Here is a 23,239-nt window from a genome sequence, read left to right as displayed (position 1 = left end):
GGACCATGATCGTTCCGTTCAGCGTCCGTGACTTCCTCGACCGCGCCGAGAGCGTCTACGGCGACCGGGTTGCCCTCCACGACGAGCCCGACCAGCCGGCCCGTCCGCTGCCCGACCTCACCTGGCGTGAGGTGGCGGCGCTGGCCCGCCGGCAGGCCGCTCGCCTCGACGCACTGGGCATCGCGCCCGGAGACCGCGTCGCCGTGGTCTCCCAGAACAGCGCCCGCCTGCTCACCTCGTTCTTCGGGGTCTCCGGCTGGGGCCGGGTCCTCGTCCCGGTCAACTTCCGGCTCAGCGCTGACGAGGTCGCCTACATCGTGGAGCACTCCGGTGCGCGGGTGCTCTACGTCGACCCCGAGCTCGAGGACGCGCTCGCGGGGGTGAAGTGCGAGCACCGCTTCCTGCTCGGCAACGACGACGACCTGTACGCCGCGCCCGGCAGCGAGCCGGCCCCGTGGGAGCCGGACGAGGACGCCACGGCGACGATCAACTACACCTCGGGCACGACCGCGCGCCCCAAGGGCGTGCAGATCACCCACCGCAACATCTGGACCAACACGGTCATCTCCGGCCTGCACATGGGCGTGAGCGACCGCGACGTCTACCTCCACACGCTGCCGATGTTCCATGCCAACGGCTGGACGATGCCGTTCGTGACCACGGGTCTCGGGGTCCCGCAGGTCGTGCTGCGCAAGGTCGACGGAACCGAGATCCTGCGCAGGATCGAGCGCCACGGAGTGACCCTGATGTGTGCCGCCCCGGCGGTCATCAACGCGGTGCTCGACGCGCTCCCGGACTGGGAGGGCGAGGTGCCCGGGCGCGACCGGGTCCGGGTGGTGGTGGCGGGTGCTCCGCCCCCGACCCGCACCGTTGCGCGGGTGGAGACCGAGCTGGGCTGGGAGTTCATCCAGATCTACGGCCTGACCGAGACCTCGCCGCTGCTGACGGTGAACCGCACCCGCTCCGAGTGGGACGACCTCACCCCGGAGGAACGCGCCGGCAAGCTGGTCCGCGCGGGCGCTCCGGCGCTCGGCATCCGCGTCCGGACCGATGCGGAGGGAGAGATCCTGGCCCGCGGCAACCACGTGCTCGCGGGCTACTGGGAGCAGCCCGACGAGAGCGCAGCGGCACTCGAGGGCGGCTGGTTCCACACCGGTGACGGCGGCGCGATCGACGGCGAGGGCTACCTCGCGATCAGCGACCGCAAGAAGGACGTCATCATCACCGGTGGCGAGAACGTGTCCTCGATCGAGGTCGAGGACTGCCTCTTCTCACACCCGGCAGTCGCCGAGGTCGCCGTGATCGGCGTACCGAGTGAGAAGTGGGGCGAGACCATCAAGGCGCTCGTCGTGCTGGCACCGCGAGGCTCGGTGACCGAGGCCGAGCTGATCGCCTGGTGCAAGGAGCGACTGGCTGGCTACAAGGCACCCACCTCCGTCGAGGTCCGCGCGCTGCTGGCCCGCACGGCGACCGGCAAGCTGCAGAAGTTCAAGCTGCGCGAGCCCTACTGGGACGGTCAGCAGCGCGGCGTTCACTGACGATCCGTTGCGATCGGTCGCGAGGCTGCGAGACTGGCCGCGTGACGGACCCGGTCCAGACCTACCTTGCCGCGCAGCAGCGCGCTCTCATCTCTGGTGAGGAGCTCCTCACGGTCGGTGATCGTGCAGGGGTGCACCCGAGCCGCGTGGCCGTACGCCGCAGCCGCAGCACGCTGCGAACGTTCCCGGCGGCCGTCCCGGACCAGCAGCGAGACGCGCTGGACGCAGCGCTGCGAGCGCACGCCCAGCGCCTGGGGGAGGTCCGCGACCTCGAGGTGCTGCAGGAGGTCCTCGAGGAGCGTGCGGAGGGTGCGCTGGCCGCGTGGATCGGCGAGCAGCTCGACGAGGACCTGGCAGGTGCCTGGCGGCACGTCCAGGCGGCACTCGCCGACGTGACGCCGGGTGAGCTGCAGGTCCTCTACTCGGCGGCCCTGGACGTGGTCCGGCCGCTCGATCATGCTGAGCTCGAGCACCAGGCGAAGCGTGCCGGCAAGCGTGCGCTGCGGCGGTTGCGACGGGCCGGTGACGACCCCGAGCTCCTGCACGACGCCCGCAAGTCCGCGAAGCGGGCTCGCTACTCCGCGGAGCTGGTGGGAGACGCGCAGACCGCTGCACGCTTCGAACGGATCCAGGGCATCCTCGGCGACCACCGCGACCTCGTCGTCGCTCGTGCGTGGCTGGCCTCGGCACCGGTCCCGGACGAGCTGCGTGATGACGCACGCGCCCTCGTCGTGCGCCTCGAGGTGGGTGCAGCGGCAGTTCTCGAGCAGCGCATTCCCTAGGGTGGGCGCCATGAGTCTGCCCCTCGGAGATGTCGTCCAGCTGCTGCACACCTGGTACCCGCCCTCGACGGCCGAGTCATGGGACGCGGTCGGCCTCGTCCTCGGCGACCCTGCGGACGAGGTGCGGAAGGTCCTCTTCGCCGTCGACCCGTCCGAGGCGGTCGCGCGAGAGGCTGCCGAATGGGGGGCCGACCTCCTGGTCGTGCACCACCCGCTCTTCCTGTCGCCGGTCACCAGCGTTGCAGCGACCACCCCCAAGGGCCGCACGCTCTCGATCCTCGCCAAGGCCGGTTGCGCGCTCCTGACCGCCCACACGAACGCCGACCAGGCCGTCGGTGGGGTGTCGGAAGCGATGGCCACAGCGCTCGGACTGAGCGACCTCGAGCCGTTGATCCCGGCCCCGATGGAGCCGCTCGACAAGCTGGTGGTCTTCGTCCCCGCAGACGCGGCCGCGCCGGTCCGTGCCGCGATGGCGGATGCCGGCGCAGGCGCGATCGGTCACTACGACCACTGCTCGTTCCAGGCGCCCGGAGAGGCCCGTTTCCGGCCCCTCGAAGGAGCCGACCCCGCGATCGGCACCATCGGCACGATCGAGGTCGTCGCCGAGGAGCGCCTGGAGATGGTGCTCCCGCGACGGTTGCGCACGGCTGTCGTGAGCGCGATGAAGGCGGCCCATCCCTACGAGGAGCCGGCCCATGACCTGGTCGAGCTCGCCGACCCGGGGCTCACCACCACCGGCACCGGCCGCCGTGGTCTGGTCGAGCCGACCACGCTCACCGCGTTCGCCGAGGCGGTCGCCGCCGCACTGCCGGCGACGGCCCACGGCGTACGCATCGCAGGCGATCTGGACCGCGAGGTACGCCGCGTGGCGGTGTGCGGCGGAGCCGGCGACTTCCTGCTCGATCGTCTCGCCGGCAGCGACGTGGATGTCTACGTGACCTCGGACCTGCGGCACCACCGTGCGGCCGAATTCGTGGAGCAGGGCGGTCCCGCGCTGCTCGACGTGGCGCACTGGGCGGCGGAGTGGACGTGGCTTCCGGTGGTCGAGGCGCGGCTCGTTGCTGCCGTGGGCGATACTTTGGAGACCCGCGTCAGCACGGTGAACACCGACCCGTGGACCGACCGCATCTGACCTCTCTCACGACACCTGAACAGCCCTAGCCAGGAGCCTCCGCTGAAAGCCGACCCGAACGCCCAGCTCAAGTTGCTCGATCTCGCCGCGATCGACGCGCGGATCAACCAGCTGACGCACCAGCTCGCCACGATCCCGGAGGCCGCCGAGCTCGCCGCCCTCGACGCGGGCCGCACGGCTCTGGTCGACCGGGTCCGTGACGCACGGATCCTGGTCGACGACCTGAACAAGGAGCAGAAGCGGGCCGACAACGACGTCGAGGCGGTCAAGACCCGTCGCGAGCGGGATCGCAGCCGCATGGACCAGGGCCTGATCACGAACCCCAAGGACCTCGAGCGCATGGTGCACGAGCTGGAGTCCCTGGAGCGCCGGATCAGCAACCTGGAGGACGAGGAGCTCGAGGTCATGGAGCGGCTCGAGGCCGCCCAGATGGAGCTCGGCTTCGCGACGGCCGCCGTCGATGAGGCCAACGACAAGCGTGAGCCGCTCGAAGCAGCGCGCGCCGAGAAGGCCGCCTCGCTCGAGAAGGAGCTCGCCGCGGCCAGTGGTGACCGCACCTGGGCGACCAGCGACCTGCCGGCCGACCTGCTCGCGCTCTACGAGCGGATCCGCGCCAAGCAGGTCATCGGCGCGGCCGAGCTGCGCGCGCGTGAGTGCGGCGGCTGCCGGCTGACACTGAACGCGCTCGAGATGGCCGACATCGCGAAGAAGCCTGCGGACGAGGTCATCCGTTGCGAGGAGTGCGACCGGATCCTGGTGCGCACTCCGGAGTCGGGTCTGGCGTGACCGCGGGGCTCGACGGCTCGGACGGCTCCGCGGGAGCGGACGGCACCAAGGCTGCTCCGGCCCGGGGCTGGAGCTTTCCCGGTCAGCCGCCGACCCGGCTGGTCCTGATCCGCCACGGCGAGACCGACCACACGACCGAGCGGCGCTTCTCCGGGGGACTGCTGTCGGCCAACCCGGGGCTCAACGACACCGGCCGCTCGCAGGTGCAGGCCACCGCAGAGTGGCTGGCCCCGGTCGCGGACCAGATCGACGTCGTGCTGGCCTCACCGGTGCGCCGCACCCGTGAGTCGGCGGAGATCGTCGCGGCCGGACTCGGCAAGCACGAGGTGCTGATCGACGACGGGTTCGCCGAGATGGAGTTCGGCACCTGGGACGGCATGACCTTCGTCGAGGTCTCCGAGGTCTTCCCCGAGGAGCTGCAGACCTGGTTCGGCTCGATGGACCACGCGCCGGGTGGCGGAGAGTCGTTCCGCTCGGTGGAGAAGCGTGTCCTCGAGGGCCTGGACCGGGTCCTGACCACCTACGCGGGCAAGACGGTCGCGCTGGTCAGCCACGTGACCCCGATCAAGACGCTGGTCGCGCACGCGCTCGAGGCGCCGTTGACCAGCCTCTACCGGCTCGAGCTCACTCCGGCGTCGGTCACCGTGCTGTCCTACTTCGTCGGTGGCGAGAACGGTGACGAGCGCATGGCGTCCATGCGGACCTTCAACGCCACCCCGAGCGCGACGGCATTCCCGCTCTGACGCTCAGATCTCACTGACGACCACGTCGAGCTGGGTGCCCTTGCGGGTGGGCTGATGAACCTCGACGTCCCAGCCCAGCTCGACCAGCAGGTCCGCGAACCCGTCGGGGGTGCGCGGGTTCCCGCCGTGCTCGAGCACCGCACGCACGATGCGCCCCTTGGTGGCCTTGTTGAAGTGACTGACCACCTTGCGGGTGCCGTTGTGCTCGTGGAGGACGCGCACGGTCGCCACGCGGTCGGCGAGGTCCGCAGGCGGACGCCAGAACGCGGCGTACATCGTCGACCGGAGATCGACCAGCAGGCCGTTGCCGAGCGCCTCGCGGACCGCGGGCTCGAGCGCCTCGCGCCACACGCCCGCGACCGGACCGAGGCCGGGGATCGTGACGTCGCCGGAGAGCCGGTACGCCGGGATGGCGTCGTTGGGCCGCACCAGGCCGAACAGGCTGCTCGCAACGGCCACCCGGGTGTTGGCCCGTCGCTTCGCGGCGGCAGAGAGAGTGGCGAAGCCGAGCGCGTCGTAGAGCACGCCGGTGTAGATCTTGTCCGCGCGCGTGGTCGCGCTGGTGCGCAGCGCGGCGTTGAGGTGCACGAGCTCGCTCTGGCTGCTGCCGAGGCCGAGGGTTGCGGCGGCCCGCTCGAGCAGGAGCGCGTTCTGCATCGGCACGTCGGGATCGGCATCGACACGGCACAGGTCGACCAGCGCGGCGAGGACCTGGGTGCGCGCGTCGGTGAGAGCGGGGGAGCCGAGCGCGGTGAGGTCGAGTGCCGGGCCACGGCGCGGGGCGGACTTGCCCTCGCTGGGCGGCAACAGGATCAGCACGGACGAATGCTAGGGGGTGGGCGTCGTGGAACGCCGTAACCGGGGTCACCGGAGGGGTGTGATCTCGCCCCCTGAGTTCACCTCTGGTTAGGGTGACCGGCATGGCGAAGCGTGTGGTCCGGGTCCGCAGGTTGTCCGATGGTGTTGCTGCAACGACGCTTCGCGACGGGATTGCAGCGATCCAGACCGAGCTCCAGGTGAGCCCGGAGTTCCCGCCGGAGGTGGAGGCCGCCGCCGTTGCGGCCGCCGCGGCGCCGCGCCTGCCCGAGCTGGATCGCACCGACGTCCCGTTCGTGACGATCGACCCGGAGGGTTCGATGGACCTCGACCAGGCCCTCCACGTGGAGCGCACCGGCGACGGGTTCACGGTCCACTACGCGATCGCGGACCTGGCTGCGTTCATCACGGCCGGTGACCCCGTCGACGTCGAGGCCAACAGGCGCGGCGAGACGCTCTACGGCGCGGACTCCAAGATCCCGTTGCACCCCAAGGCCATCTCCGAGGCGGCGGGTTCTCTGCTGCCCGACCAGGTCCGCCCCGCGCTGCTGTGGACCATCACGCTCGACGTGCGCGGTGAGCAGACCGACGCGAAGGTCGAGCGAGCCCTGGTGAAGTCCCGCTCCCGCCACGCGTACGACGAGGTGCAGGAGCAGCTCGACTCCGGCTCGGCCGACGAGGTCTTCGTCGTGCTCAAGGAGATCGGCCAGTTGAGGATCGCGCTCGAGGCGGCCCGCGGTGGCGTGTCCCTGCCGATCCCGGAGCAGGAGATCGACGTCGACGGCGACACCTGGCGCCTCGAGTTCCGCGCCCAGGCGCCCGTCGAGCAGTGGAACGCCCAGATCTCGCTGCTCACCGGCATGGCCGCGGCCCAGATCATGCTCAAGGGCGGCGCGGGCATCCTGCGCACGCTGCCTCCCGCCGACCCGCGCGACGTCGCCCGGCTGCGGCGTACTGCTGCTGCGCTGAAGGTCGACTGGCCGGCCGGGATGGACTACCCCACCTTCGTCCGCTCGCTCGACCCGACCCAGCCGTCGCATGCCGCCATGGCGGTCTCCTGCACCCGACTGCTGCGCGGATCCGGGTACGCCGGGTTCCAGGGCGCCGCGCCCGAGCAGCCGCGGCACAGCGCGATCGCCGCCGAATATGCCCACGTGACTGCGCCGCTGCGCCGGCTGGTCGACCGCTACGCCCTCGAGTGCTGCATCGCCTTCTGCGCTGGCACCGACGTCCCGGCCTGGGCGCTCGAGAAGCTCTCCGTCGTGCCGGACACGATGCGGGAGTCGTCGCGCAAGGCACACGGCTATGAGAACGCCATCGTCGACCTGGTCGAGGCGGGCGTCCTCGCTCCCTGTGTCGGGCAGTCCTTCGACGCGGTCGTCGTCGACGTGGACGACCGCAAGCCGACCCGCGGCCGCGTCACCCTTGCCGATCCCGCGGTGGAGGCAGACCTCGACTCTGCCGGGCCGATTCCGCTGGGCCAGGCTGTGACGGTCAGGCTGGCGACAGCAGACACCGCCCAGCGGCGGGTCGCCTTCACACTGTGAGATGGGCGGCCCGACACGCCGTGGCCTACACTCGCGGATGCGGAGGGGCTGGCCGGGCGACCGCGTTCGTGTCCTTCGGGATGCGGCCGAGGAAGGTCCGGGCTCCACAGAGCAGGGTGGTCGCCAACAGCGACCCGGGGCAACCCGCGGGACAGTGCCACAGAGAACAGACCGCCTTCCGGGCAACCGGGAGGTAAGGGTGAAACGGTGGTGCAAGAGACCACCAGTACGCCGGGTGACCGGCGTAGCTAGGTAAACCCCACCCGGAGCAAGATCGAACAGCACGTGCCTGAGGGCTGCTCGCCCGAGCGTGCGGGTAGATCGCTTGAGGCGGCCGGCAACGGTCGTCCTAGATGGATGGTCGCCAGCCGGTCGGTCGTGAGGCCGACCGGGGAACAAAACCCGGCCTATGAGCCAGCCCCTCCGCACACAGGCCGGATCGGGAAGAGAAGGCGTCCGACGAGCGTTTGCTCACCATGAACGAGTTCGACGAGATCGCCGCCCCTGCCATCGTGTTCCCGGGGCAGCGGGCCCCGGAGCGGGCCTACGCCACGGCGTACGACCTGATCGAGCGGCGCTCCCCGAAGGAGGCACTCGAGGTCATCGAGGCCGCGCTGGAGATCGAGCCCGCGGACCGGGGTCTGCGCAGCCTGCGGGCCTGGGCGTACCTCAAGCGGGCGCAGCTGAACAAGGCCGAGGCGGAGCTGCGTGCTCTTGTCGAGGAGGTGCCGGACGACGACTGGGCCCGCCACGCGCTCGGACGCGCGCTGGAGCGGCAGAACCGGCTCGCCGAGGCGCTCCCGCACCTGCGGCTGGCGTACGCCATGTCCGGTGAATACGACCACGGTGCGGCCGTGCTGCGGGTCGAGCGCTTCCTCAGCTCCTGAAGGTGATCAGGGCTTGACCACGATCCTGGTCGAGCCCGCGGTAAACGCGGTGATCTCCTGTGCCGTGCGCATCGTGACGCGCATGCAGCCGTGGGACACCTTGAGGTTGGTGCCGAGGTACCAGTCCGGGTGGATCTGGTTGCCGCTGGTGCGGTAGACCGGCACGCGGTGGAAGCCGACGCCGCACTGGCCGGTGACCAGCCGCGTGAAGTAGTCGAGGCGCAGCGTCTTCGAGTAGTCGAGCCCGTAGCGGCTGTGCGCGGGACGCCCGCAGTCCGAGCCGCTGCGGTAGGTGCCGGAGCGCCACACCGTCGGGTTGTCGATCATCCCGCCCTGCCACTTGATCGTGCCGTCGCTGCGGACCAGCCAGATCCAGTTCTGGGTGCGGTCGACGACGATGCGCCGACCCGTCCCGGAGTACGCCGGGACCGGGCGCCGGTTGCACGCGATCTTCTTCGTGGCCGTCAGCTTGTTCCAGGTGGTGCTGTTCATCCAGCCGACCTGGGCGAGCCGGTTGGCGGCCTGGAAGCGGATGATCGCGGCAGTCGTGTGCGTGCCCGCCCGTCCGTCGACCAGACCGGCGTCGCAGCCGAGTCCGTTGAGCAGGCGCTGCGCGTTCGCGAGCGTGTGCTTCACCGTGGTGGTGGTGGTCGTCGTCGGGCTCGGCGTGGGGGAGGTGGTCGTCGTCGGTGTCGGGGTGGGACTCGTGGTGGTGCTCGCCGTGGTGGTGGGCGACGGGGTCGCGTCCGTCGTGCGCGGCGTACCGAAGGCGGAGCCGCCGCCGAGCAGGAGCGTGGTGGCCACGATTCCGGTGATCGCTTGCATTCGTCGCATGTGTGCCCCCAAGGCTCCCGAGTGTTTGTCTCTCTCTGGTGAGACGCACGAGCGACCCGAACGGTTGCGCTTCCCAAGGATCAACTTCGGGGATCCTTGCAGGGCGCGGAAGACGGGTCAGGACAAACGGGTGATCTGCACGTCAACAAACATCGACGAGGTGACGCCACCGCTGTAGATGCCCGAGAGCGGCCGCACGTCGCGGTAGTCGCGTCCGGCGGCGATCGCCACGTGGCGGTTGCCGACGGGCTCGTCGTTGGTCGGGTCGAACCCGCGCCAGCCGGCGTCCCACCACTCGACCCAGGCATGCGACTCGCCCGTGACCGTGACACCGGCCTGCGGCTCCTTGTCGGGGTGCAGGTAGCCCGAGACGTAGCGCGCCGGGATGCCCAGCGCGCGCAGTGAGCCGACGACGAGGTGGGCCAGGTCCTGGCAGACACCGGCACGCTGCTCCCATGCCACCGACGCAGGAGTGAGTACGTCGGTCGCTCCGGGCATGTAGGTGATCTCCTCGTGCACCAGCGCGCAGATCTCGCGAGCCGCGTTGCCCGGGCGCGAGGCGCGTGAGGCGATCTCCTTGACCGCGAGCATCAGCTCCTCGGGCGGCGCGACCAGGTCATCGGTGGTGGCGAGGTACTCGCACTGGGCGTCGGCGACGTCGGGGGAGAGCACCTCTGACCAGGCCAGCGACGGCGGCGCCGCGGTGGCCCGGTTGGTGTGCACCGTGGCGATCGAGGTGACCCGCAGCGACTCGTGCGGCTCGTTGATCTCGAAGGCGGTGACCTGCGTGCCGAAGTAGTCGCGGTAGCTGTAGGCCCAGGGAGTCGGAGCGATGTCGAGGCGCGTGTGCACCACGATCTGCTCGGCGGAGGTGCCGGGCGTCAGCCGTGCCTCGTTGTACGACGCCTTGGCGGCGCCGTCGTACTCGTAACCGGTGGTGTGGACGATGCGCAGCTGCATCAGACCCGCCCTCCTTGCCATTCGGTCGCCTCTGCCCCGGCGAAGTAGCGACGGCTGACCGCCTCGGTGGCTGCCGCACAGGTCTGCTGGAGCCGCTCCATCTCGGCGGGCAGGTCGGCGACGACGTCGCTGAGAGCGCGGTACTCGAGATCGGCGCGGGTGCGGCCGAGCAGCCGCTGCGCGTCGTTCTGGAAGCCGGCGCGCTGGCCTCCGGACTCGAGGTTCTCGAGGCACAGCTCGGCGCGCGAGAGCGAGTGCACGACCGAGCGCGGGAAGAGCCGGTCGAGCAGCAGGAACTCCGCGGCCTCACGGTCGGTCTCGAGCCCGCGGTAGGTGCGCAGGAAGGCCTCGTAGCCACCACAGGCACGCAGGGTCGACGTCCATGCGGTCACCGAGCCGGAGGACGCCAGAGCGGCCGTTGCGACCAGGCGGGCGGTCATGTCCGCACGCTCGATCGACCGGCCGAGGACCAGGAACTGCCAACCCTCGTCGCGGGTCATCGTGGCGTCCGCGGTGCCGTTGACCAGAGCGGCACGGTCGCGGACCCAGCCGAAGACCGTGGGTGGTCGCAGCGTGCGGAAGCGGCCGGACGGGATGGCGCGCCAGGTGGTGTTGATCGCCTCCCACAGCGGTTCCGACAGCGTTTCGCGGGCCCGCCGGGCGGACTCGCGGGCAGCGGCCAGCGTCGCTGCGATCGAGGCGGACGAGTTGACGTCGTAGGCGAGGAGGTCGAGGACCGCGCGGGAGGTGACCGGCTTGTCGTCGGCTGCCTCCACGCCCATGATCGACAGCAGCGTGCGGCAGGTCGTGTCCTCGTCGATCGACGAGTCCTCGAGCATCAGCTGCAGCTGGACGTCGAGGATCCGTGCGGTGTCCTCGGCTCGCTCGACATAGCGTCCGATCCAGAACAGGGACTCGGCGATCCGGCTCAGCATGCGCCGTCCTCCTGTCCGCTCACTCCGGTGGTTGTGGTGTCTGGCGCGAACGCCTGTTCCTGTTGCTGCTGCTGGTTCGACATCTGCAGCGAGGGCCCGGCGCTCTGCGGCGAGGGCGTGATCGGCTCGCGCGGTTTCGCCGGGAGCACGTCGACCTCGGCGGCGTGGCCGGAGAGGACCCAGGTGTCCTTGGAGCCACCGCCCCGCGAGGAGTTCACGATCAGCTCGCCCTCGGCCAGCGCGACGCGGGTCAGGCCGCCCGGGAGCACCCACACCTTCTGCCCGTCGTTGACCGCGAACGGGCGCAGGTCGACGTGGCGCGGCGCCATCTTGCCGCCAACGTAGGTCGGGACGGTGGAGAGCTGGACGACCGGCTGCGCGATCCAGGACCGGGGGTCCTCGAGGATCTTGCCGCGCAGCTCGTCGAGCTCGGCGACCGCGGCAGCCGGGCCGATCACGATGCCCTTGCCGCCCGAGCCGTCGACCGGCTTCAGCACCAGCTCGTCGAGGCGGTCGAGGACCTCCTCGAGGTGGTCCGGCTCGCCGCATCGCCAGGTGTCGACGTTGCGCAGCACCGGCTCCTCGCTCAGGTAGTAGCGGATCAGGTCGGGCATGTAGGTGTAGACGAGCTTGTCGTCGGCGACGCCGTTGCCGATCGCGTTGGCGAGGGTGACGTTGCCGGCCCGTGCCGCGTTGACCAGACCCGGGCAGCCGAGCATCGAGTCACCACGGAAGTGCACCGGGTCGAGGAACTCGTCGTCGACGCGGCGGTAGATCACGTGCACCTGGGCGAGGCCCTGGGTGGTCCGCATCATCACGCGGCCGCGGCGGCACACCAGGTCACGACCCTCGACCAGCTCGACGCCCATGCGCCGGGCGAGGAGGGCGTGCTCGAAGTAGGCACCGTTGTAGACACCCGGGGTCAGCACGACCACGGTCGGGTCGCTGACACCCGCGGGCGCAGCCGCACGGAGGGCGGCCAGCAGGCGCTGCGGGTAGGCGGCGACCGAGCGGATCCGGTGGCGGGCGAAGCTCTCCGGAAGAGCGCCCGAGATCGCGCGCCGGTTGGTCATCACGTAGGAGACACCGGAGGGCACGCGCACGTTGTCCTCGAGGACGCGGAACTCGCCGTCGGCGTCGCGGATCAGGTCGATGCCGGAGACGTGGACGCGCACACCGTTGGGCGGGGCGATGCTCGCCGCGGCCCGGTGGTAGTGGCTGGAGGTGGTGATCACCGAACGCGGGATCACTCCGTCCTCGAAGGCGCGCCCCGCGTCGTACACGTCGGCGAGGAAGAGCTCGAGCGCCTTCACGCGCTGCTGCACACCGACGTCGACCCGTGCCCAGGCATCGGGCTCGATCACGCGGGGCAGGATGTCGAGCGGGAACGCCCGCTCCTCGCCGCCGATGTCGAAGGTGACGCCTTGGTCGAGGTAGCTCGCGGCCAGCGCATCGACGCGTGACTTGAGGTCCACCTCCGAGAGGTCCTCGAACGCATCGTGGAGACCTGCGTAGGGCGCTCGTGACGTGGCGCCCTCGAACATCTCGTCGTAGGCCGCTCCGGGCTTGTATCCATCAAACGTGCCGTGCATGTCTCGGAACCTAGGCCCTTGGCGTTTCGGGTTTGTTGCAGGAGCGTGACTCGGCCGCGCGTGTCGGCGATATATCCGTCAGGAGATCGCTGGCGAGGTCCCTGGCGAGATCCGCGCTCCGGGTGGTCATGGCGTGGTCAGCACTTCGGCGCCGTCGGCGGTCACGAGGAGGGTGTGCTCGAACTGGGCACTCCGCTGGAAGTCCCGGGTCACGACCGTCCAGTTGTCGTCCCACATCGTCCACTCGTGGGTGCCGAGGTTGAGCATCGGCTCGATCGTGAAGGTCATGCCGACCTCGATCAGGTCGTCGTAGTGCGAGTCGTCGTAGTGGGGCACGATCAGCCCGCTGTGGAACGCGGTGCCGATGCCGTGCCCGGTGAACTCACGCACGACGCCGTAGCCGTGGCGCCGGGCGTAGGACTCGATGACGCGGCCGATCACGTTGATGCGGCGACCCGGCTTCACCGCGGCGATCGCGCGGTCGAGCGAGATCTTCGTGCGCTCGACGAGCAGGCGGGTCTCCTCGTCGACGTTGCCAGCCAGGAACGTCGCGTTGGTGTCGCCGTGGACGCCGTTGATGAATGCGGTGATGTCGATGTTGACGATGTCGCCGTCCTCCACGACCCGGTTGTCCGGGATGCCGTGGCAGACCACTTCGTTGACGCTCGAGCACAGGCTCTTGGGGAAGCCGCGGTAGCCGAGGGTCGAGGGATAGGCACCGTTGTCGCAGAGGAACTCGTGCCCGATCCGGTCCAGCTCGTCGGTGGTGATGCCCGGTGCGACTGCGGCGCCGACCAGCTCCCGGGCCTGGGCGGCCAGCTTTCCGGCGATCCGCATCCGATCGATCGTCTCGGCGTCCTTGACCTCGCTGCCGGTGAACTTCGCCGGCGCCGGCTTGTCGACGTACTCCGGGCGAGCGATGTGGGCGGGCACCGGGCGTCGTGGGGACACGACTCCCGGAAGTACGGAGGGCTGGGGGGCAACGACTGGCATGGACCGAGTGTAGTTTCGGCTCTATGAGTGAGAACGAGGAGTACTGGTTCTGCCTGACCCACCACGCCGTCGAGACGAGGGAGGGCTGCCGCAACCAGGACCGCCTCGGTCCCTATGCGACCGAGGCCGAGGCCGCCCGCGCGCTCGACAAGGTGGAGGAGCGCAACGAGGCCTGGGAGAGCGACCCGGCCTGGAACGACCCCTCCGACTCCCCAGCAGGGGAGTGAGCGGCCAGCGGCACGGCCAGCCGGTTCGCCCGGTCGTCTCGCCGTGGCCGTTCGTCGGCATGGTGGGGATGGCGGCCACCTTCTTCCCGTACGCCGCGTCCGGCCTCGTCGCGCCGGCGTACGGCGTCGTGGGGCTGATGGTGATCTGGGTGGCCTTCCTGGTCGTCGCGTGCCGCTGGTGGACCCGGCGACCGCGCCTCGTCCCGGTGGTCCCCCTGGTCGCGATCGCCGTGCTCTTCGCTGTGGTCTGGTTCGGCGGAGCGTTCCTCGAGTGGACCCCCTGATCCCTCCCCGCCGAAAGGCCAGGTCTGGCGGGCCGAGAGGTCGGGTCTGGCGGAATATCAACCAGATGGTTGACAATCGGAAGTGCGGGGCGTTGACTATTTCTCAACCACTTGGTTGAGGAGATGTGATGACGGATCAGCTGTCCCGGGTCTTTGCCGCGCTGGCCGACCCGACCCGGCGCGACCTGGTCGCACGGCTTGCCAGCGACGGCGAGGCGAGCGTCGGCGACCTCGCCGCGCCGTACCCGGTGAGCGTGCAGGCCGTCTCCAAGCACCTCAAGGTCCTCGAGGACGCGGGTCTCGTGTCGCGCGGCGAAGGTGGCCAGCGCCGCCCGGTCCGCCTTGAGGCCGAGGTGTTCGACCTGATGACCAGGTGGATCGAGCGCTATCGCCGAGAGGCCGAGGAGCGGTACTCCCGCCTCGACGCCGTCCTGGCGGAGCTCTCGGACGACCAGTCGGTCAAGCAGTCCGTCGAGCAGTCCATCGAGCAGTCCATCGAGCAGGAGAGAGGCGCGTCATGAGCACGTTGCACCCGAGCCAAGGCACGAAGCACGAGACCGGGATCGTCGCCGATCCGGCCATCCCCGTCATCACCATCACCCGCGAGTTCGACGCGCCTCCGGCCGCCGTCTTCCGTGCGCACGTCGATCCGGAGCTCTTCGCGCGGTGGTGCGGGCCGCGCACCATCGACATGAGGATCGACCACTGGGACGCCCGTACCGGAGGCGCGTGGCGCTACACCGCGATTCGCGAGGGGGAGGAGATTGCCCGCTTCTTCGGGTCCTTCCACGAGGTGCGCGAGCCGGACCGCATCGTGCAGACCTTCACCTACGAGGGCGGGGGAGACGGCGTCAGCCTGGAGACGCTCCGGCTCGAGGAGCTGCCGGGTGGGCGCACGCGACTGACGGGTGTCTCGGTCGTCGACACCCTCGAGCTGCGCGACCTGATCATGGCCAGTGGCATGGAGGTCGGCGTGGTCGAGGGCTACGAGCGTCTCGACGAGCTCCTGGGTGAGTGAAGTAAAAACCTTCATTTCTTCAATATGAAGGTATCCTCTTCATGTGAGCCCCCTGGTTGCCACCCTCATCGGTGACGTGGTCGGCTCCCGCGACGCCGGGAGCCGGGCCGGTCTGCACGCCCGACTCGAGGACCTGGTCTCGCAGGTGAACGAGACGACCGACCCGCTCGTGCCGCTCCGGATCACCGTCGGCGACGAGTACCAGGGCTGCTGGGCGAGCCTGGGCGACGCCCTTGTCGCGGTGCGGACCCTCCGCCTCGCTGGTCTGCCGCAGGTCGACCTGCGGCACGGACTCGGCTGGGGCGAGGTCTCGGTCCTCTCCGAGTCGCCGCGCGTCGAGGACGGCCCTGGGTGGTGGGCGGCGCGCGCCGCCATCGAGTACGCCGCGGCGGAGGCCCGGCGCGCGGGGCTGCGGCACGTCCGCACGGCGTACCGATGCGCCGAAGGCGTTGCCGGTCCGGATCAGGCAGCCGTGAACGCGGCTCTGCTGCTGCGCGACCAGGTGCTCGGCGGCCTGTCGGGGCGGTCGTTGTCGGTGCTGAGTGGTCTGATCGAGGGACGGACGCAGCGCGAGATCGCGGATGCCGAGGGAGTCTCGGCGTCGGCGATCTCCCAGCGCGTGCGGTCTGACGGACTTGCGGTGCTGGTCGCCGCGGAGGAGATGCTCGGGAGGGTCGGATGAGCTGGCTGGCGCTGCTGCTGATCGGGGTCGGGGTCACCGACCTCGTCTTCTCGGTCCGTCCCGCGCGGATCGTGCCCGAGTGCACGGGGGCGCTGGTCGCGCTCGTGGTCGGTGTGGGCTGCGATCTCACGGAGCCGCGTGACATCGCGGCCCTGATCGTGATCGTGGTGGTGGTGACTGCCTGGGGGCAGACCGTGACACGCGGTTTTGCGCGTGGCGGCCGTCCGTGGATCCCGCTGGCGCTGCTCGGTCTCGCGCTCGTCGGCGCGATCGTGGTCGCACCCGGTGCGAGCCACGCGGGCGGGCTGCTGGGTGAGTGGCTGGCTCGTGATCCGCTCCCGGTCCTCGCGGACGTGGGTGCTGACCGCCTGCTGCTGCTCGCTGGTCTGGTGCTGGTCCAGCTCTCGACCGGCAACGTGCTGGTGCGACTCGTCCTCGCCGTGACCGGCACGATGAGCCCAGCTCAGCACGGCACCAGCGGCGACCCCGAGATGCGGCTCAAGGGCGGCCGGTTGCTCGGTCCCATGGAGCGCCTGGTGATCCTCGGGCTCGGACTCGCGGGACAGCTGACCGCGGCCGGGATCGTGATCGCCGCCAAGGGGCTGCTCAGGTTCCCCGAGCTGCAGTCACGCTCCGAGCAGGTGCGCATCCATCAGCTGACGGAGTACTTCCTGGTCGGCAGCTTCGTCAGCTGGCTGATCCCGCTGACGTCGCTCGTGCTGCTCCGGACCTGACGGGGCTCTTCGGGGCCTGTCTCAGAAGGAGTGCTCCGGGTCGGGGAAGGTCGCGCCCTTGACGTCGGCCGCGTAGGCCTTGGCGCCCTCGAGCAGGACCGAGCGGACGTCGGCGTACTGCTTGACGAACTTCGGCATGCGGCCGGTGCGGAGACCGAACGCGTCCTGCCACACGAGCACCTGCCCGTCGCAGTCGACGCCGGCGCCGATGCCGATCGTGGGGATGTGCAGCTCCTTGGAGATCTGGCCGGCGACGTCGGCCGGGACCATCTCCATGACGACCGCGAACGCTCCGGCCTCCTCGACCGCGTGGGCGTCGGCGATGACCTTCTCGGCGCCAGCCCCGCGACCCTGGATCCGGTAGCCGCCGAGGGTGTGCTCGCTCTGCGGGGTGAAGCCGATGTGGGCCATGACCGGAATACCGCCCTGGACCAGCTTGGTGATGACCGGAGCCATCTCCGCACCGCCCTCGAGCTTCACGCAGTGCGCACCACCCTCCTTCATGAACCGGACGGCGGTCAGGTACGCCTGCTCGGGGGATGCCTGGTACGAGCCGAACGGCAGGTCTCCGACGACCATCGCGCGCTTCGCGGACTTCGCCACGGCGCGCGTGAAGGGCAGCAGCTCGTCGACGGTGATCGGGAGCGAGGTCTCGTTGCCGAGCACGTTGTTGGAGGCGGAGTCGCCGACCAGGAGCAGGTCGATGCCGGCCTCGTCGAAGACCTGCGCGGTGTACATGTCGTACGCCGTCAGCATCGTGATCTTCTCGCCGCGCTGCTTCATCTCCGCGAGGTGATGGGTGCGGATGCGCTTGATGGGGGCTGCGGCATTGGCGGAGTCGGGCTTGCCCGCTCCGGTGCCGTAGGGGGCGGCGACCTCGCCGGTCTTCTGCTGCTCGCTCATGGCGAATTCTCCTGAGGGGGTGATCTCGAGGCTCCCCGATCGGAGTCCCCGGACGCACTGGCAAGGCTAGCCCTGACAGGGCGTCCGCGGGATGTCTCGTGGGTCACGCGGCACTATGCCTCACCCGGCAAGATGGAGAGATGAACAGATTGATTGCCAGCGGGGCCGCGGCGTACGCCGGCCTCGGCGTCGTGTCGTTCCTCAAGCCCGCGATGGTGCCAGCGCTCTTCGGCGGCTCGGCTCCCACCGTGGACTCGCGCACTGAGATCCGTGCCGTGTACGGCGGGCTGCCGCTGGCCATGGCGGGCACGCTGCTGGCCTCGCCCGCCTCGGCTGTGCCGCTCGGTATCGCGACCGCCGGGATGGCTGCCGGTCGCGCCGCATCCGGTGTCGTCGAGCAACGTCCTCCCAGCCTGGTGACCGCGGGCTTCATCGCCATCGAGACCGGTCTCGCCTTTGCGCTGCTGCTTGGTGGCCGCCGCGCAATCAAGTCCAGCTAGGTGCGTCACCGCCACGGAAGCGGGAGGGCGCGCGCTGCCTCCTGCGTTGCCCAGCCCGCGAGGAGCTCCTCGCCGGTGGTCGTCCTTCCGCGGGTGGTTGCGGGCTCCTGGTCGAGGACCACGGCCGCCACGTTGTCAGCGAACTGGCTTCCTGGCGCAAGGTAGGCGTTGTGGTTGAGCACGACCTGGTCGAGCGAGTCGAGGTGGAACTCTCGACCGTTGTCGCCGGCCAGTCGGGTTGCCCCGAAGTCCGCACGCGAAGGGTCGTCGCCGAGCCCGACCCCGTGCGTGTCGACCTCGTGGCCCGCGACGCGATGCGGGCCGCCCAGCCAGGTGACCGGGTCCAGTTGGGCAGCACTGACGAAGACCGCTCCAGCGGGCAGCCCGAGATCTGAAGCCCGGTCGACCTCGTCGCCCAGGCCGGGGCTGCCGAGGAAGACCAGTCGGTCCGCCTCCAGCCCGTCGACCGCAGCATGAGCTGCCGTCGTCGAGCCGTAGCTGTGCCCGACGACCGTCACATCCGTGAGTGGGTTGGCCTCCCGCAACTCGCCGACGAACTCCACGAGCTCATGCCCGCCGTCTTCGGCCGCACCCTCGCCCAGGGTGCGCCCCAGGTCCTTGAGCTCGCGCGGGTCGAGTCGGCCGCCATGGAACGCGGGGTGGCTCGGCGCGTCGTACCCCATCCACGCGATCGTGCTCGTCCTCGCCGTCCGCGCCGTCCTTGCCGAGCGGGTGGTTGCAGCGGCCTGGAGGCTGAGTGCGCCGAGCGACTGAAGATCGATCGTGGCGGCGTCGTTGGTGATGCCCGGGACGATCACAGCCGTGTGGGCCGCGGCGACCGGATCGCCGAACGCGATCACCACCTCGCCATCCCCGCCGAAGGCGTCCGGTTGATAGCTCAGCAGGTACGCCGGGATCCCCGCCGCCGCTGCCTCGGCGAGCGCGCGCCGGGTGCTCTCCGCTGCGTCGCGGTGGCGCGGGTCGCGGTCGGCGTTGAGTGCGTCGACCGGATCGGGCGTTGTGAGTGCGGCGACGATTGCTGCATCTGCCGCCGCGACCTTTGCGCTCCATGACGCGAGGTCGGCATCAAGGTCGCGATGTTCCTGCCAGGCGCGAGACCGGATCACGGGGGTGGCCAAGGTGTTGTCCGGCATCAGTGCGAGCCGGGCGAGCTCAGCGCTGGCGGCGTCCACCCGCATGAGCAGGTCCTCGCGCTCCGCGCGGAGCTGCCTGAGCTGGCGTGCCCAGCCGTCGAGGGACCGGATCGCTCGTATGCCGCTGAGCGCCGCCTCGGCGAGATCGTGCGAGGTCTGCTGTCCGGCGCGGCGTGCGGCCTCGGAGGCAGGGCCGGCCCAGCCTGTAGCGACACCATCGGTGGCGATCATGACGTCGGCGGCGACGAGCCGATCGAGCCCGACCTGCCAGTGCTGGATCAGCGCGGCGACCGCATCGGCCTCAGGGATCGCGGGCGGGGGAGTCGGGTTCCTCGGAAGCCCGGTCATCCGAACCGCCTCGCGACCTCCGCGTCTGCCGCCGCCGACGTGGTCATGCAGGCACGCAGCGCATCGGCCTGCGCGGCGACTGCATCGCCGATGAGGGCGACCTCCGTGCGCCATCGCGCCAGCCGCTCCGCGAGGACCGGTCCGACCTCCGGCCCGCAACAGCCCGCGTCCGCGGCCCTCGCGCCCACCACGCCGTCGTCGATCAGCCGGCGCGCGCCATCCCACGCACTCGCCGCGTCCACGAGCTCCGCGAACGGCACCGCGAGCTGGCTCGGCTCGGTCTGCGCTATCTCCATGTCACGAACGGTCCACGCCGGTCCGTGGTCGCCGCAACCAGCCTCAGGCGTGCCTGTGGATGCCAGTCGGAGCAGGTGAAGCTCGGGGGAGGACCGACTTCCCTAGACTCACCTCGTGGACTTCTACTCGGCGTACGCACAGGGCTTTGCCCGCGTCGCGGCGGTCACCGTGCCGGTGACCCCCGCTGACCCGGCTGCCAACGCAGCGACCATCCTCGAGCAGGCGCGCGCGTGCCATGAGCAGGGCGTCGCGGTGGCGGTCTTTCCGGAGCTCAGCCTGACCGGATACGCCCTCGACGACCTCTTCCTGCAGGACGTGCTCCTCGACGCAACGCTGGCCGCGATCGAGACCATCACCAACGCCAGCAAGGAGCTGCTCCCGGTCATCGTGGTGGGCGCGCCGCTGTTCAGCCTCAACCGGCTCTACAACTGCGCTGTCGTGATCCATCGCGGCGAGGTGCTCGGTGTGGTGCCGAAGGTGCACTTGCCCAACTACCGCGAGTTCTACGAGATGCGGCACTTCGCGCGAGGCGATGAGCAGCGCGGTGGCGGCACGATCGACCTCAACGGCGTCCAGGTCCCGTTCGGCCACGACCTGATCTTCGAAGCGCTCGACGTGCCCGGGCTCAAGCTCCACGTGGAGATCTGCGAGGACATGTGGGTGCCGATCCCGCCGAGTGCCAACGCGGCACTCGCGGGGGCCACGGTCCTGGCCAACCTGAGCGCCAGCCCGATCACGATCGGCCGCGCGGAGGGACGACGGCTCCTCGTCCAGAGCGCCAGCGCGCGCTGCAACGCGGCGTACATCTACACGGCGGCGGGCCAGGGCGAGTCGACGACGGACCTCAGCTGGGACGGGCAGACGATGGTCTACGAGCTGGGCGAGCTGCTCGGCGAGACCGAGCGCTTCCCGGACGGACCGCGCGCGACGATCGTCGACGTCGACCTGGTCAAGCTCCGGCAGGAGCGGATCCGCCAGGGTTCGTTCGACGACAACAAGCGCGCCGAGGGGCTGCAGCCCGCCGAGTTCGGGCGGATCGAGTTCACCCTCGACCCGCCCGCCGGTGACATCGGCCTGCGCCGCAAGGTGGACCGCTACCCGTTCGTCCCCGACGACCCGGCGCGGCTCGAGCTCGACTGCTACGAGGCCTACAACATCCAGGTCTCCGGCCTCGAAAAACGACTCACGAGCATCGGCAACCCGAAGGTGGTCATCGGCGTCAGCGGCGGCCTCGACTCGACCCACGCGCTGATCGTGGCGGCGAAGGCGATGGACCGCCTCAAGCGGCCGCGCACCGACATCCACGCCTTCACGATGCCCGGCTTCGCGACCGGTGACACCACCAAGTCGTACGCCACGCGGTTGAGCAAGGCGCTCGGCGTCACGTTCCAGGAGATCGACATCAAGCCGGCTGCGCGCCAGCTGCTGGACGACCTCGACCACCCGTACGCCGAGGGGGAGCGCGTCTACGACGTCACCTTCGAGAACGTGCAGGCCGGTCTGCGCACCGACTACCTCTTCCGGCTGGCCAATCACCGTGGCGGCATCGTGCTGGGCACCGGCGACCTGTCCGAGCTCGCGCTCGGCTGGTGCACCTACGGCGTCGGCGACCAGATGTCGCACTACAACGTCAACGCAGGAGTCCCGAAGACCCTGGTGCAGCACCTGATCCGCTGGGCGATCACCCATGAGGACTTCGCCCCGGAAGCCAACGACGTCCTTCAGGAGATCCTGGCCCAGGAGATCACTCCCGAGCTGATCCCGACGCACGACGGCGAGAAGCCGCAGGCGACCGAGGACTCGACCGGTCCCTATGCACTGCAGGACTTCACGCTCTTCCATGTCTTGCGCTTCGGCATGAAGCCGAGCCGGATCGCCTTCCTGGCCTGGCATGCGTGGAAGGACGCGGACGCAGGGGAGTGGCCTCCGGGCTTCGGCGACGCCGCCCGCCCGGCTTACGACCTGGCGACCGTGCGGACCTGGCTCGAGGTCTTCATCCGCAAGTTCTTCGCCAGCCAGTTCAAGCGGAGTGCGCTGCCCAACGGGCCGAAGGTCTCCAGTGGCGGGACGATGAGTCCGCGCGGTGACTGGCGGATGCCGTCGGACGCCAGCAGGGCGGCGTGGCTCGCCGAGCTGGAGAACGTCCCGACGGACTGATCACAGCGAGCCGCCGCCGGTCCGTGACGGGGGAGGCACAGGCCGGCGGCGGGTCAGAGGGACGGGTCAGCCGTCCTTGTGGTGGTACGTCGTGGAGAGACGCGCCATGGCGAGCGCGCAGAAGGCGAGCGCCAGGGTGCCGAAGCCCAGGTAGGCCATTCCGCCGACGCTGAACACGCTGATCGCCTCAAGCACGAGCCAGGCGGCGAGTACGTCGCCACCGATGCGCGGTGCGAAGAAGACCGCAGCCGCGATCGCGATCTCGAGGACGCCGAAGTACATGGTGGCGTCGGCTGCTGACCCGGGAACCGCACTGTTGAGCCAGGAGGCGTAGAAGCCCTCCCAGTTGGTGTTCATGAACCCGGCGAGCTTGTCGAGACCGTAGAGCAACGGAAGGGCGGTGAACGTGGCCCACAAGGCGAGGTAGGCCTGCCGGGCAGCCGCCACGTGGGCGATGTTCGTCAGGTCGTGCATCTCGTCCTTCATGTCCGAGACGATGTCGTGCCAGGCGTGGGTGATTGCCATGGCGGTCTTCCTTTCGGGTGGGCTCCCTTGGTCTAAGGGAGATCAATTTCGACGGTAGACCTGCGGGAGTCTTTAGGCAAGACTGTTGTCTGTTAGAGCATTTCGGGAGTTCAGCGGCAGGAGCGGGTCATGGCAGACGACGCATTCGGGGTGCGGGTCACGACCCTCGGCTCGCTGGCCGACCCTGTGCGCCGCGCGCTCTACCGCTTCGTCTCCGACTCCTCCGACGCGGTCAGCCGGGACCAGGCCGCCGACGGTGTCGACGTGGCCCGCCACACCGCGAAGTTCCACCTGGACCGCCTGGTCGACGAAGGGCTCCTGGTGACCGAGTTCCGCCGGCTGACGGGCCGCACGGGCCCGGGTGCGGGGAGGCCGTCGAAGCTCTACCGTCGCTCGCGCAAGGAGGTCTGGGTCAGCGTGCCGAGCCGCCGCTACGACCTTGCCGGGCAGGTGCTGGCCGATGCCGTGGAGCGCTCGCTCGGCGGCGTACCGATGGCAGAGGCAGTTGACGCGGCTGCCGACAACGCTGCGCGGATCGTGATCGAGGCGTGGCCGCCGGGGGCCTCCGACGAGATGGAGGGGATGGCCGAGGTGCTCGGCGAGCTCGGCTACGAGCCTCGTGTCGAGGGCGACGGCAAGACGGGCTCCGTCAGCCTGGCCAACTGCCCGTTCGAGCGCCTCGCAGCCGACCATCGAGAGCTCGTGTGCGGACTCAACCACACCTTCGTGACCTCGGTCGGGGAGCGCCTCGGATGCTCGGGCCTGGACGTGTCGAAGCACCGCTCGGGACCGGGCTGCTGCGTGCGCGTGAGCAGGTCCTCCGCGGTGCCTCGTGAGTCGTGACCCCGACGAAACACACGTGCCT

26 protein-coding genes and 1 other RNA gene are annotated in these 23,239 nt (G+C 70.1%); 17 read left to right on the top strand and 10 right to left on the bottom strand.

The genetic code is table 11. The annotated features are described in order from the left end of the window. Positions 1-5: 5 nt before the first annotated feature. The 5 genes from D4739_RS16085 (at position 6) to D4739_RS16065 (ending at position 4,981) form a co-directional block, all read left to right on the top strand. On the top strand, positions 6-1,538 hold the full coding sequence (locus tag D4739_RS16085; protein WP_120061542.1) for an AMP-binding protein: 1,533 nt from the start codon (positions 6-8) through the stop codon (positions 1,536-1,538). A 41-nt stretch (positions 1,539-1,579) separates the two neighbouring features. Beyond that, positions 1,580-2,320 (top strand): CHAD domain-containing protein, encoded by a 741-nt coding sequence (locus D4739_RS16080; RefSeq protein WP_182920450.1) that lies wholly within the window; start codon positions 1,580-1,582, stop codon positions 2,318-2,320. A 10-nt stretch (positions 2,321-2,330) separates the two neighbouring features. Further along, positions 2,331-3,452, top strand: a complete 1,122-nt coding sequence (locus D4739_RS16075; RefSeq protein WP_120061967.1) for a Nif3-like dinuclear metal center hexameric protein — start codon at positions 2,331-2,333, stop codon at positions 3,450-3,452. Between the two features lie 72 nt (positions 3,453-3,524). Then, on the top strand, positions 3,525-4,238 hold the full coding sequence (locus D4739_RS16070) for a zinc ribbon domain-containing protein (protein WP_238473681.1): 714 nt from the start codon (positions 3,525-3,527) through the stop codon (positions 4,236-4,238). Further along, the gene (locus D4739_RS16065) at positions 4,235-4,981 is read left to right on the top strand and encodes a histidine phosphatase family protein (protein ID WP_182920508.1); all 747 of its coding nucleotides are present in this window, start codon (positions 4,235-4,237) and stop codon (positions 4,979-4,981) included. The genes D4739_RS16070 and D4739_RS16065 overlap by 4 nt, the downstream gene beginning before the upstream one ends. 3 nt (positions 4,982-4,984) lie before the next feature. Here the strand turns inward: D4739_RS16065 and D4739_RS16060 are convergent, their stop codons facing one another. Next, positions 4,985-5,800, bottom strand: coding sequence for a YaaA family protein (locus D4739_RS16060; protein ID WP_120061539.1), 816 nt, complete (start codon positions 5,798-5,800; stop codon positions 4,985-4,987). 101 nt (positions 5,801-5,901) lie between these two features. Between D4739_RS16060 and D4739_RS16055 the strand changes: the two genes are divergently transcribed. From D4739_RS16055 to D4739_RS16045, 3 genes are all read left to right on the top strand, one after another. Beyond that, complete coding sequence (locus D4739_RS16055) at positions 5,902-7,344, top strand: RNB domain-containing ribonuclease (protein ID WP_120061965.1); 1,443 nt, start codon at positions 5,902-5,904, stop codon at positions 7,342-7,344. A gap of 44 nt (positions 7,345-7,388) precedes the next feature. After that, positions 7,389-7,770, top strand: an RNA gene (gene rnpB / locus D4739_RS16050) — RNase P RNA component class A. A gap of 50 nt (positions 7,771-7,820) precedes the next feature. After that, entirely contained in the window at positions 7,821-8,231 is a 411-nt protein-coding gene (locus tag D4739_RS16045) for a tetratricopeptide repeat protein (protein WP_120061538.1), read from the top strand. A gap of 6 nt (positions 8,232-8,237) precedes the next feature. Here D4739_RS16045 and D4739_RS16040 read toward each other — a convergent pair whose 3' ends face one another. From D4739_RS16040 to map, 5 genes are all read right to left on the bottom strand, one after another. Then, positions 8,238-9,065, bottom strand: a complete 828-nt coding sequence (locus D4739_RS16040) for a L,D-transpeptidase family protein (protein WP_120061537.1) — start codon at positions 9,063-9,065, stop codon at positions 8,238-8,240. Positions 9,066-9,182: 117 nt separating this feature from the next. Next, on the bottom strand, positions 9,183-10,025 hold the full coding sequence (locus tag D4739_RS16035; RefSeq protein WP_220699317.1) for a transglutaminase family protein: 843 nt from the start codon (positions 10,023-10,025) through the stop codon (positions 9,183-9,185). After that, positions 10,025-10,960, bottom strand: coding sequence for an alpha-E domain-containing protein (locus tag D4739_RS16030; RefSeq protein ID WP_120061536.1), 936 nt, complete (start codon positions 10,958-10,960; stop codon positions 10,025-10,027). The genes D4739_RS16035 and D4739_RS16030 overlap by 1 nt, the downstream gene beginning before the upstream one ends. Then, a complete protein-coding gene (locus D4739_RS16025; RefSeq protein WP_120061535.1) occupies positions 10,954-12,552 on the bottom strand; it encodes a circularly permuted type 2 ATP-grasp protein in 1,599 nt (532 codons plus the stop codon). Before D4739_RS16025 ends, D4739_RS16030 begins: the two co-directional genes overlap by 7 nt. A 126-nt stretch (positions 12,553-12,678) precedes the next feature. Next, entirely contained in the window at positions 12,679-13,545 is an 867-nt protein-coding gene (gene map / locus D4739_RS16020) for a type I methionyl aminopeptidase (RefSeq protein ID WP_120061534.1), read from the bottom strand. A gap of 23 nt (positions 13,546-13,568) precedes the next feature. On the opposite strand from map, the gene D4739_RS16015 reads away from it, so the two are divergent. From D4739_RS16015 to D4739_RS15990, 6 genes are all read left to right on the top strand, one after another. Continuing rightward, complete coding sequence (locus D4739_RS16015) at positions 13,569-13,772, top strand: hypothetical protein (RefSeq protein ID WP_120061533.1); 204 nt, start codon at positions 13,569-13,571, stop codon at positions 13,770-13,772. Beyond that, complete coding sequence (locus D4739_RS16010; protein WP_120061532.1) at positions 13,769-14,056, top strand: hypothetical protein; 288 nt, start codon at positions 13,769-13,771, stop codon at positions 14,054-14,056. The genes D4739_RS16015 and D4739_RS16010 overlap by 4 nt, the downstream gene beginning before the upstream one ends. Positions 14,057-14,184: 128 nt before the next feature. After that, a complete protein-coding gene (locus D4739_RS16005; protein ID WP_120061531.1) occupies positions 14,185-14,577 on the top strand; it encodes an ArsR/SmtB family transcription factor in 393 nt (130 codons plus the stop codon). After that, positions 14,574-15,074, top strand: a complete 501-nt coding sequence (locus D4739_RS16000) for an SRPBCC family protein (RefSeq protein WP_120061530.1) — start codon at positions 14,574-14,576, stop codon at positions 15,072-15,074. The genes D4739_RS16005 and D4739_RS16000 overlap by 4 nt, the downstream gene beginning before the upstream one ends. Before the next feature lie 43 nt (positions 15,075-15,117). After that, positions 15,118-15,756: a SatD family protein gene (locus D4739_RS15995; protein WP_238473680.1), complete on the top strand. Its 639-nt coding sequence runs from the start codon at positions 15,118-15,120 to the stop codon at positions 15,754-15,756. Next, positions 15,753-16,490: a hypothetical protein gene (locus D4739_RS15990; protein WP_120061529.1), complete on the top strand. Its 738-nt coding sequence runs from the start codon at positions 15,753-15,755 to the stop codon at positions 16,488-16,490. The genes D4739_RS15995 and D4739_RS15990 overlap by 4 nt, the downstream gene beginning before the upstream one ends. 21 nt (positions 16,491-16,511) lie before the next feature. On the opposite strand, the gene panB is transcribed toward D4739_RS15990, so the two are convergent. Next, complete coding sequence (gene panB, locus D4739_RS15985) at positions 16,512-17,393, bottom strand: 3-methyl-2-oxobutanoate hydroxymethyltransferase (RefSeq protein ID WP_120061528.1); 882 nt, start codon at positions 17,391-17,393, stop codon at positions 16,512-16,514. A 140-nt stretch (positions 17,394-17,533) separates the two neighbouring features. Between panB and D4739_RS15980 the strand changes: the two genes are divergently transcribed. Then, positions 17,534-17,893, top strand: a complete 360-nt coding sequence (locus D4739_RS15980) for a DUF4345 family protein (protein ID WP_120061527.1) — start codon at positions 17,534-17,536, stop codon at positions 17,891-17,893. Positions 17,894-17,898: 5 nt separating this feature from the next. Here D4739_RS15980 and D4739_RS15975 read toward each other — a convergent pair whose 3' ends face one another. Both D4739_RS15975 and D4739_RS15970 read right to left on the bottom strand, forming a co-directional pair. Then, a complete protein-coding gene (locus D4739_RS15975; RefSeq protein WP_120061526.1) occupies positions 17,899-19,395 on the bottom strand; it encodes an alpha/beta hydrolase in 1,497 nt (498 codons plus the stop codon). Continuing rightward, complete coding sequence (locus D4739_RS15970; protein ID WP_120061525.1) at positions 19,392-19,691, bottom strand: hypothetical protein; 300 nt, start codon at positions 19,689-19,691, stop codon at positions 19,392-19,394. The genes D4739_RS15975 and D4739_RS15970 overlap by 4 nt, the downstream gene beginning before the upstream one ends. Before the next feature lie 115 nt (positions 19,692-19,806). Between D4739_RS15970 and D4739_RS15965 the strand changes: the two genes are divergently transcribed. Beyond that, on the top strand, positions 19,807-21,849 hold the full coding sequence (locus tag D4739_RS15965; RefSeq protein WP_120061524.1) for an NAD(+) synthase: 2,043 nt from the start codon (positions 19,807-19,809) through the stop codon (positions 21,847-21,849). A 66-nt stretch (positions 21,850-21,915) separates the two neighbouring features. On the opposite strand, the gene D4739_RS15960 is transcribed toward D4739_RS15965, so the two are convergent. Next, positions 21,916-22,374 carry a hypothetical protein gene (locus D4739_RS15960; protein WP_120061523.1) on the bottom strand — a complete coding sequence of 153 codons (459 nt, stop codon included), beginning with the start codon at positions 22,372-22,374 and terminating at the stop codon, positions 21,916-21,918. Between the two features lie 129 nt (positions 22,375-22,503). Here D4739_RS15960 and D4739_RS15955 point away from each other — a divergent pair, with 129 nt between their 5' ends. Further along, positions 22,504-23,217, top strand: coding sequence for a helix-turn-helix transcriptional regulator (locus D4739_RS15955; RefSeq protein WP_120061522.1), 714 nt, complete (start codon positions 22,504-22,506; stop codon positions 23,215-23,217). Positions 23,218-23,239: the final 22 nt, after the last annotated feature.

The organism is Nocardioides cavernaquae (assembly GCF_003600895.1).
Taxonomy (GTDB): Bacteria; Actinomycetota; Actinomycetes; order Propionibacteriales; family Nocardioidaceae; genus Nocardioides; species Nocardioides cavernaquae.
This window is presented reverse-complemented; position numbering and strand designations above follow the sequence as displayed.

Coding starts and splice junctions, on each gene's coding strand:
- panB (WP_120061528.1), bottom strand. CDS start 17,393: ATGAGCGAGCAGCAGAAGACCGGCGAGGTCGCCGCCCCCTACGGCACC.
- D4739_RS16055 (WP_120061965.1), top strand. CDS start 5,902: ATGGCGAAGCGTGTGGTCCGGGTCCGCAGGTTGTCCGATGGTGTTGCT.
- D4739_RS16045 (WP_120061538.1), top strand. CDS start 7,821: ATGAACGAGTTCGACGAGATCGCCGCCCCTGCCATCGTGTTCCCGGGG.
- D4739_RS16035 (WP_220699317.1), bottom strand. CDS start 10,025: ATGCAGCTGCGCATCGTCCACACCACCGGTTACGAGTACGACGGCGCC.
- map (WP_120061534.1), bottom strand. CDS start 13,545: ATGCCAGTCGTTGCCCCCCAGCCCTCCGTACTTCCGGGAGTCGTGTCC.
- D4739_RS16005 (WP_120061531.1), top strand. CDS start 14,185: ATGACGGATCAGCTGTCCCGGGTCTTTGCCGCGCTGGCCGACCCGACC.
- D4739_RS16075 (WP_120061967.1), top strand. CDS start 2,331: ATGAGTCTGCCCCTCGGAGATGTCGTCCAGCTGCTGCACACCTGGTAC.
- D4739_RS16085 (WP_120061542.1), top strand. CDS start 6: ATGATCGTTCCGTTCAGCGTCCGTGACTTCCTCGACCGCGCCGAGAGC.
- D4739_RS15980 (WP_120061527.1), top strand. CDS start 17,534: ATGAACAGATTGATTGCCAGCGGGGCCGCGGCGTACGCCGGCCTCGGC.
- D4739_RS15970 (WP_120061525.1), bottom strand. CDS start 19,691: ATGGAGATAGCGCAGACCGAGCCGAGCCAGCTCGCGGTGCCGTTCGCG.
- D4739_RS15975 (WP_120061526.1), bottom strand. CDS start 19,395: ATGACCGGGCTTCCGAGGAACCCGACTCCCCCGCCCGCGATCCCTGAG.
- D4739_RS16015 (WP_120061533.1), top strand. CDS start 13,569: ATGAGTGAGAACGAGGAGTACTGGTTCTGCCTGACCCACCACGCCGTC.
- D4739_RS15955 (WP_120061522.1), top strand. CDS start 22,504: ATGGCAGACGACGCATTCGGGGTGCGGGTCACGACCCTCGGCTCGCTG.
- D4739_RS16025 (WP_120061535.1), bottom strand. CDS start 12,552: ATGCACGGCACGTTTGATGGATACAAGCCCGGAGCGGCCTACGACGAG.
- D4739_RS15960 (WP_120061523.1), bottom strand. CDS start 22,374: ATGGCAATCACCCACGCCTGGCACGACATCGTCTCGGACATGAAGGAC.
- D4739_RS16030 (WP_120061536.1), bottom strand. CDS start 10,960: ATGCTGAGCCGGATCGCCGAGTCCCTGTTCTGGATCGGACGCTATGTC.
- D4739_RS15990 (WP_120061529.1), top strand. CDS start 15,753: ATGAGCTGGCTGGCGCTGCTGCTGATCGGGGTCGGGGTCACCGACCTC.
- D4739_RS16040 (WP_120061537.1), bottom strand. CDS start 9,065: ATGCGACGAATGCAAGCGATCACCGGAATCGTGGCCACCACGCTCCTG.
- D4739_RS16000 (WP_120061530.1), top strand. CDS start 14,574: ATGAGCACGTTGCACCCGAGCCAAGGCACGAAGCACGAGACCGGGATC.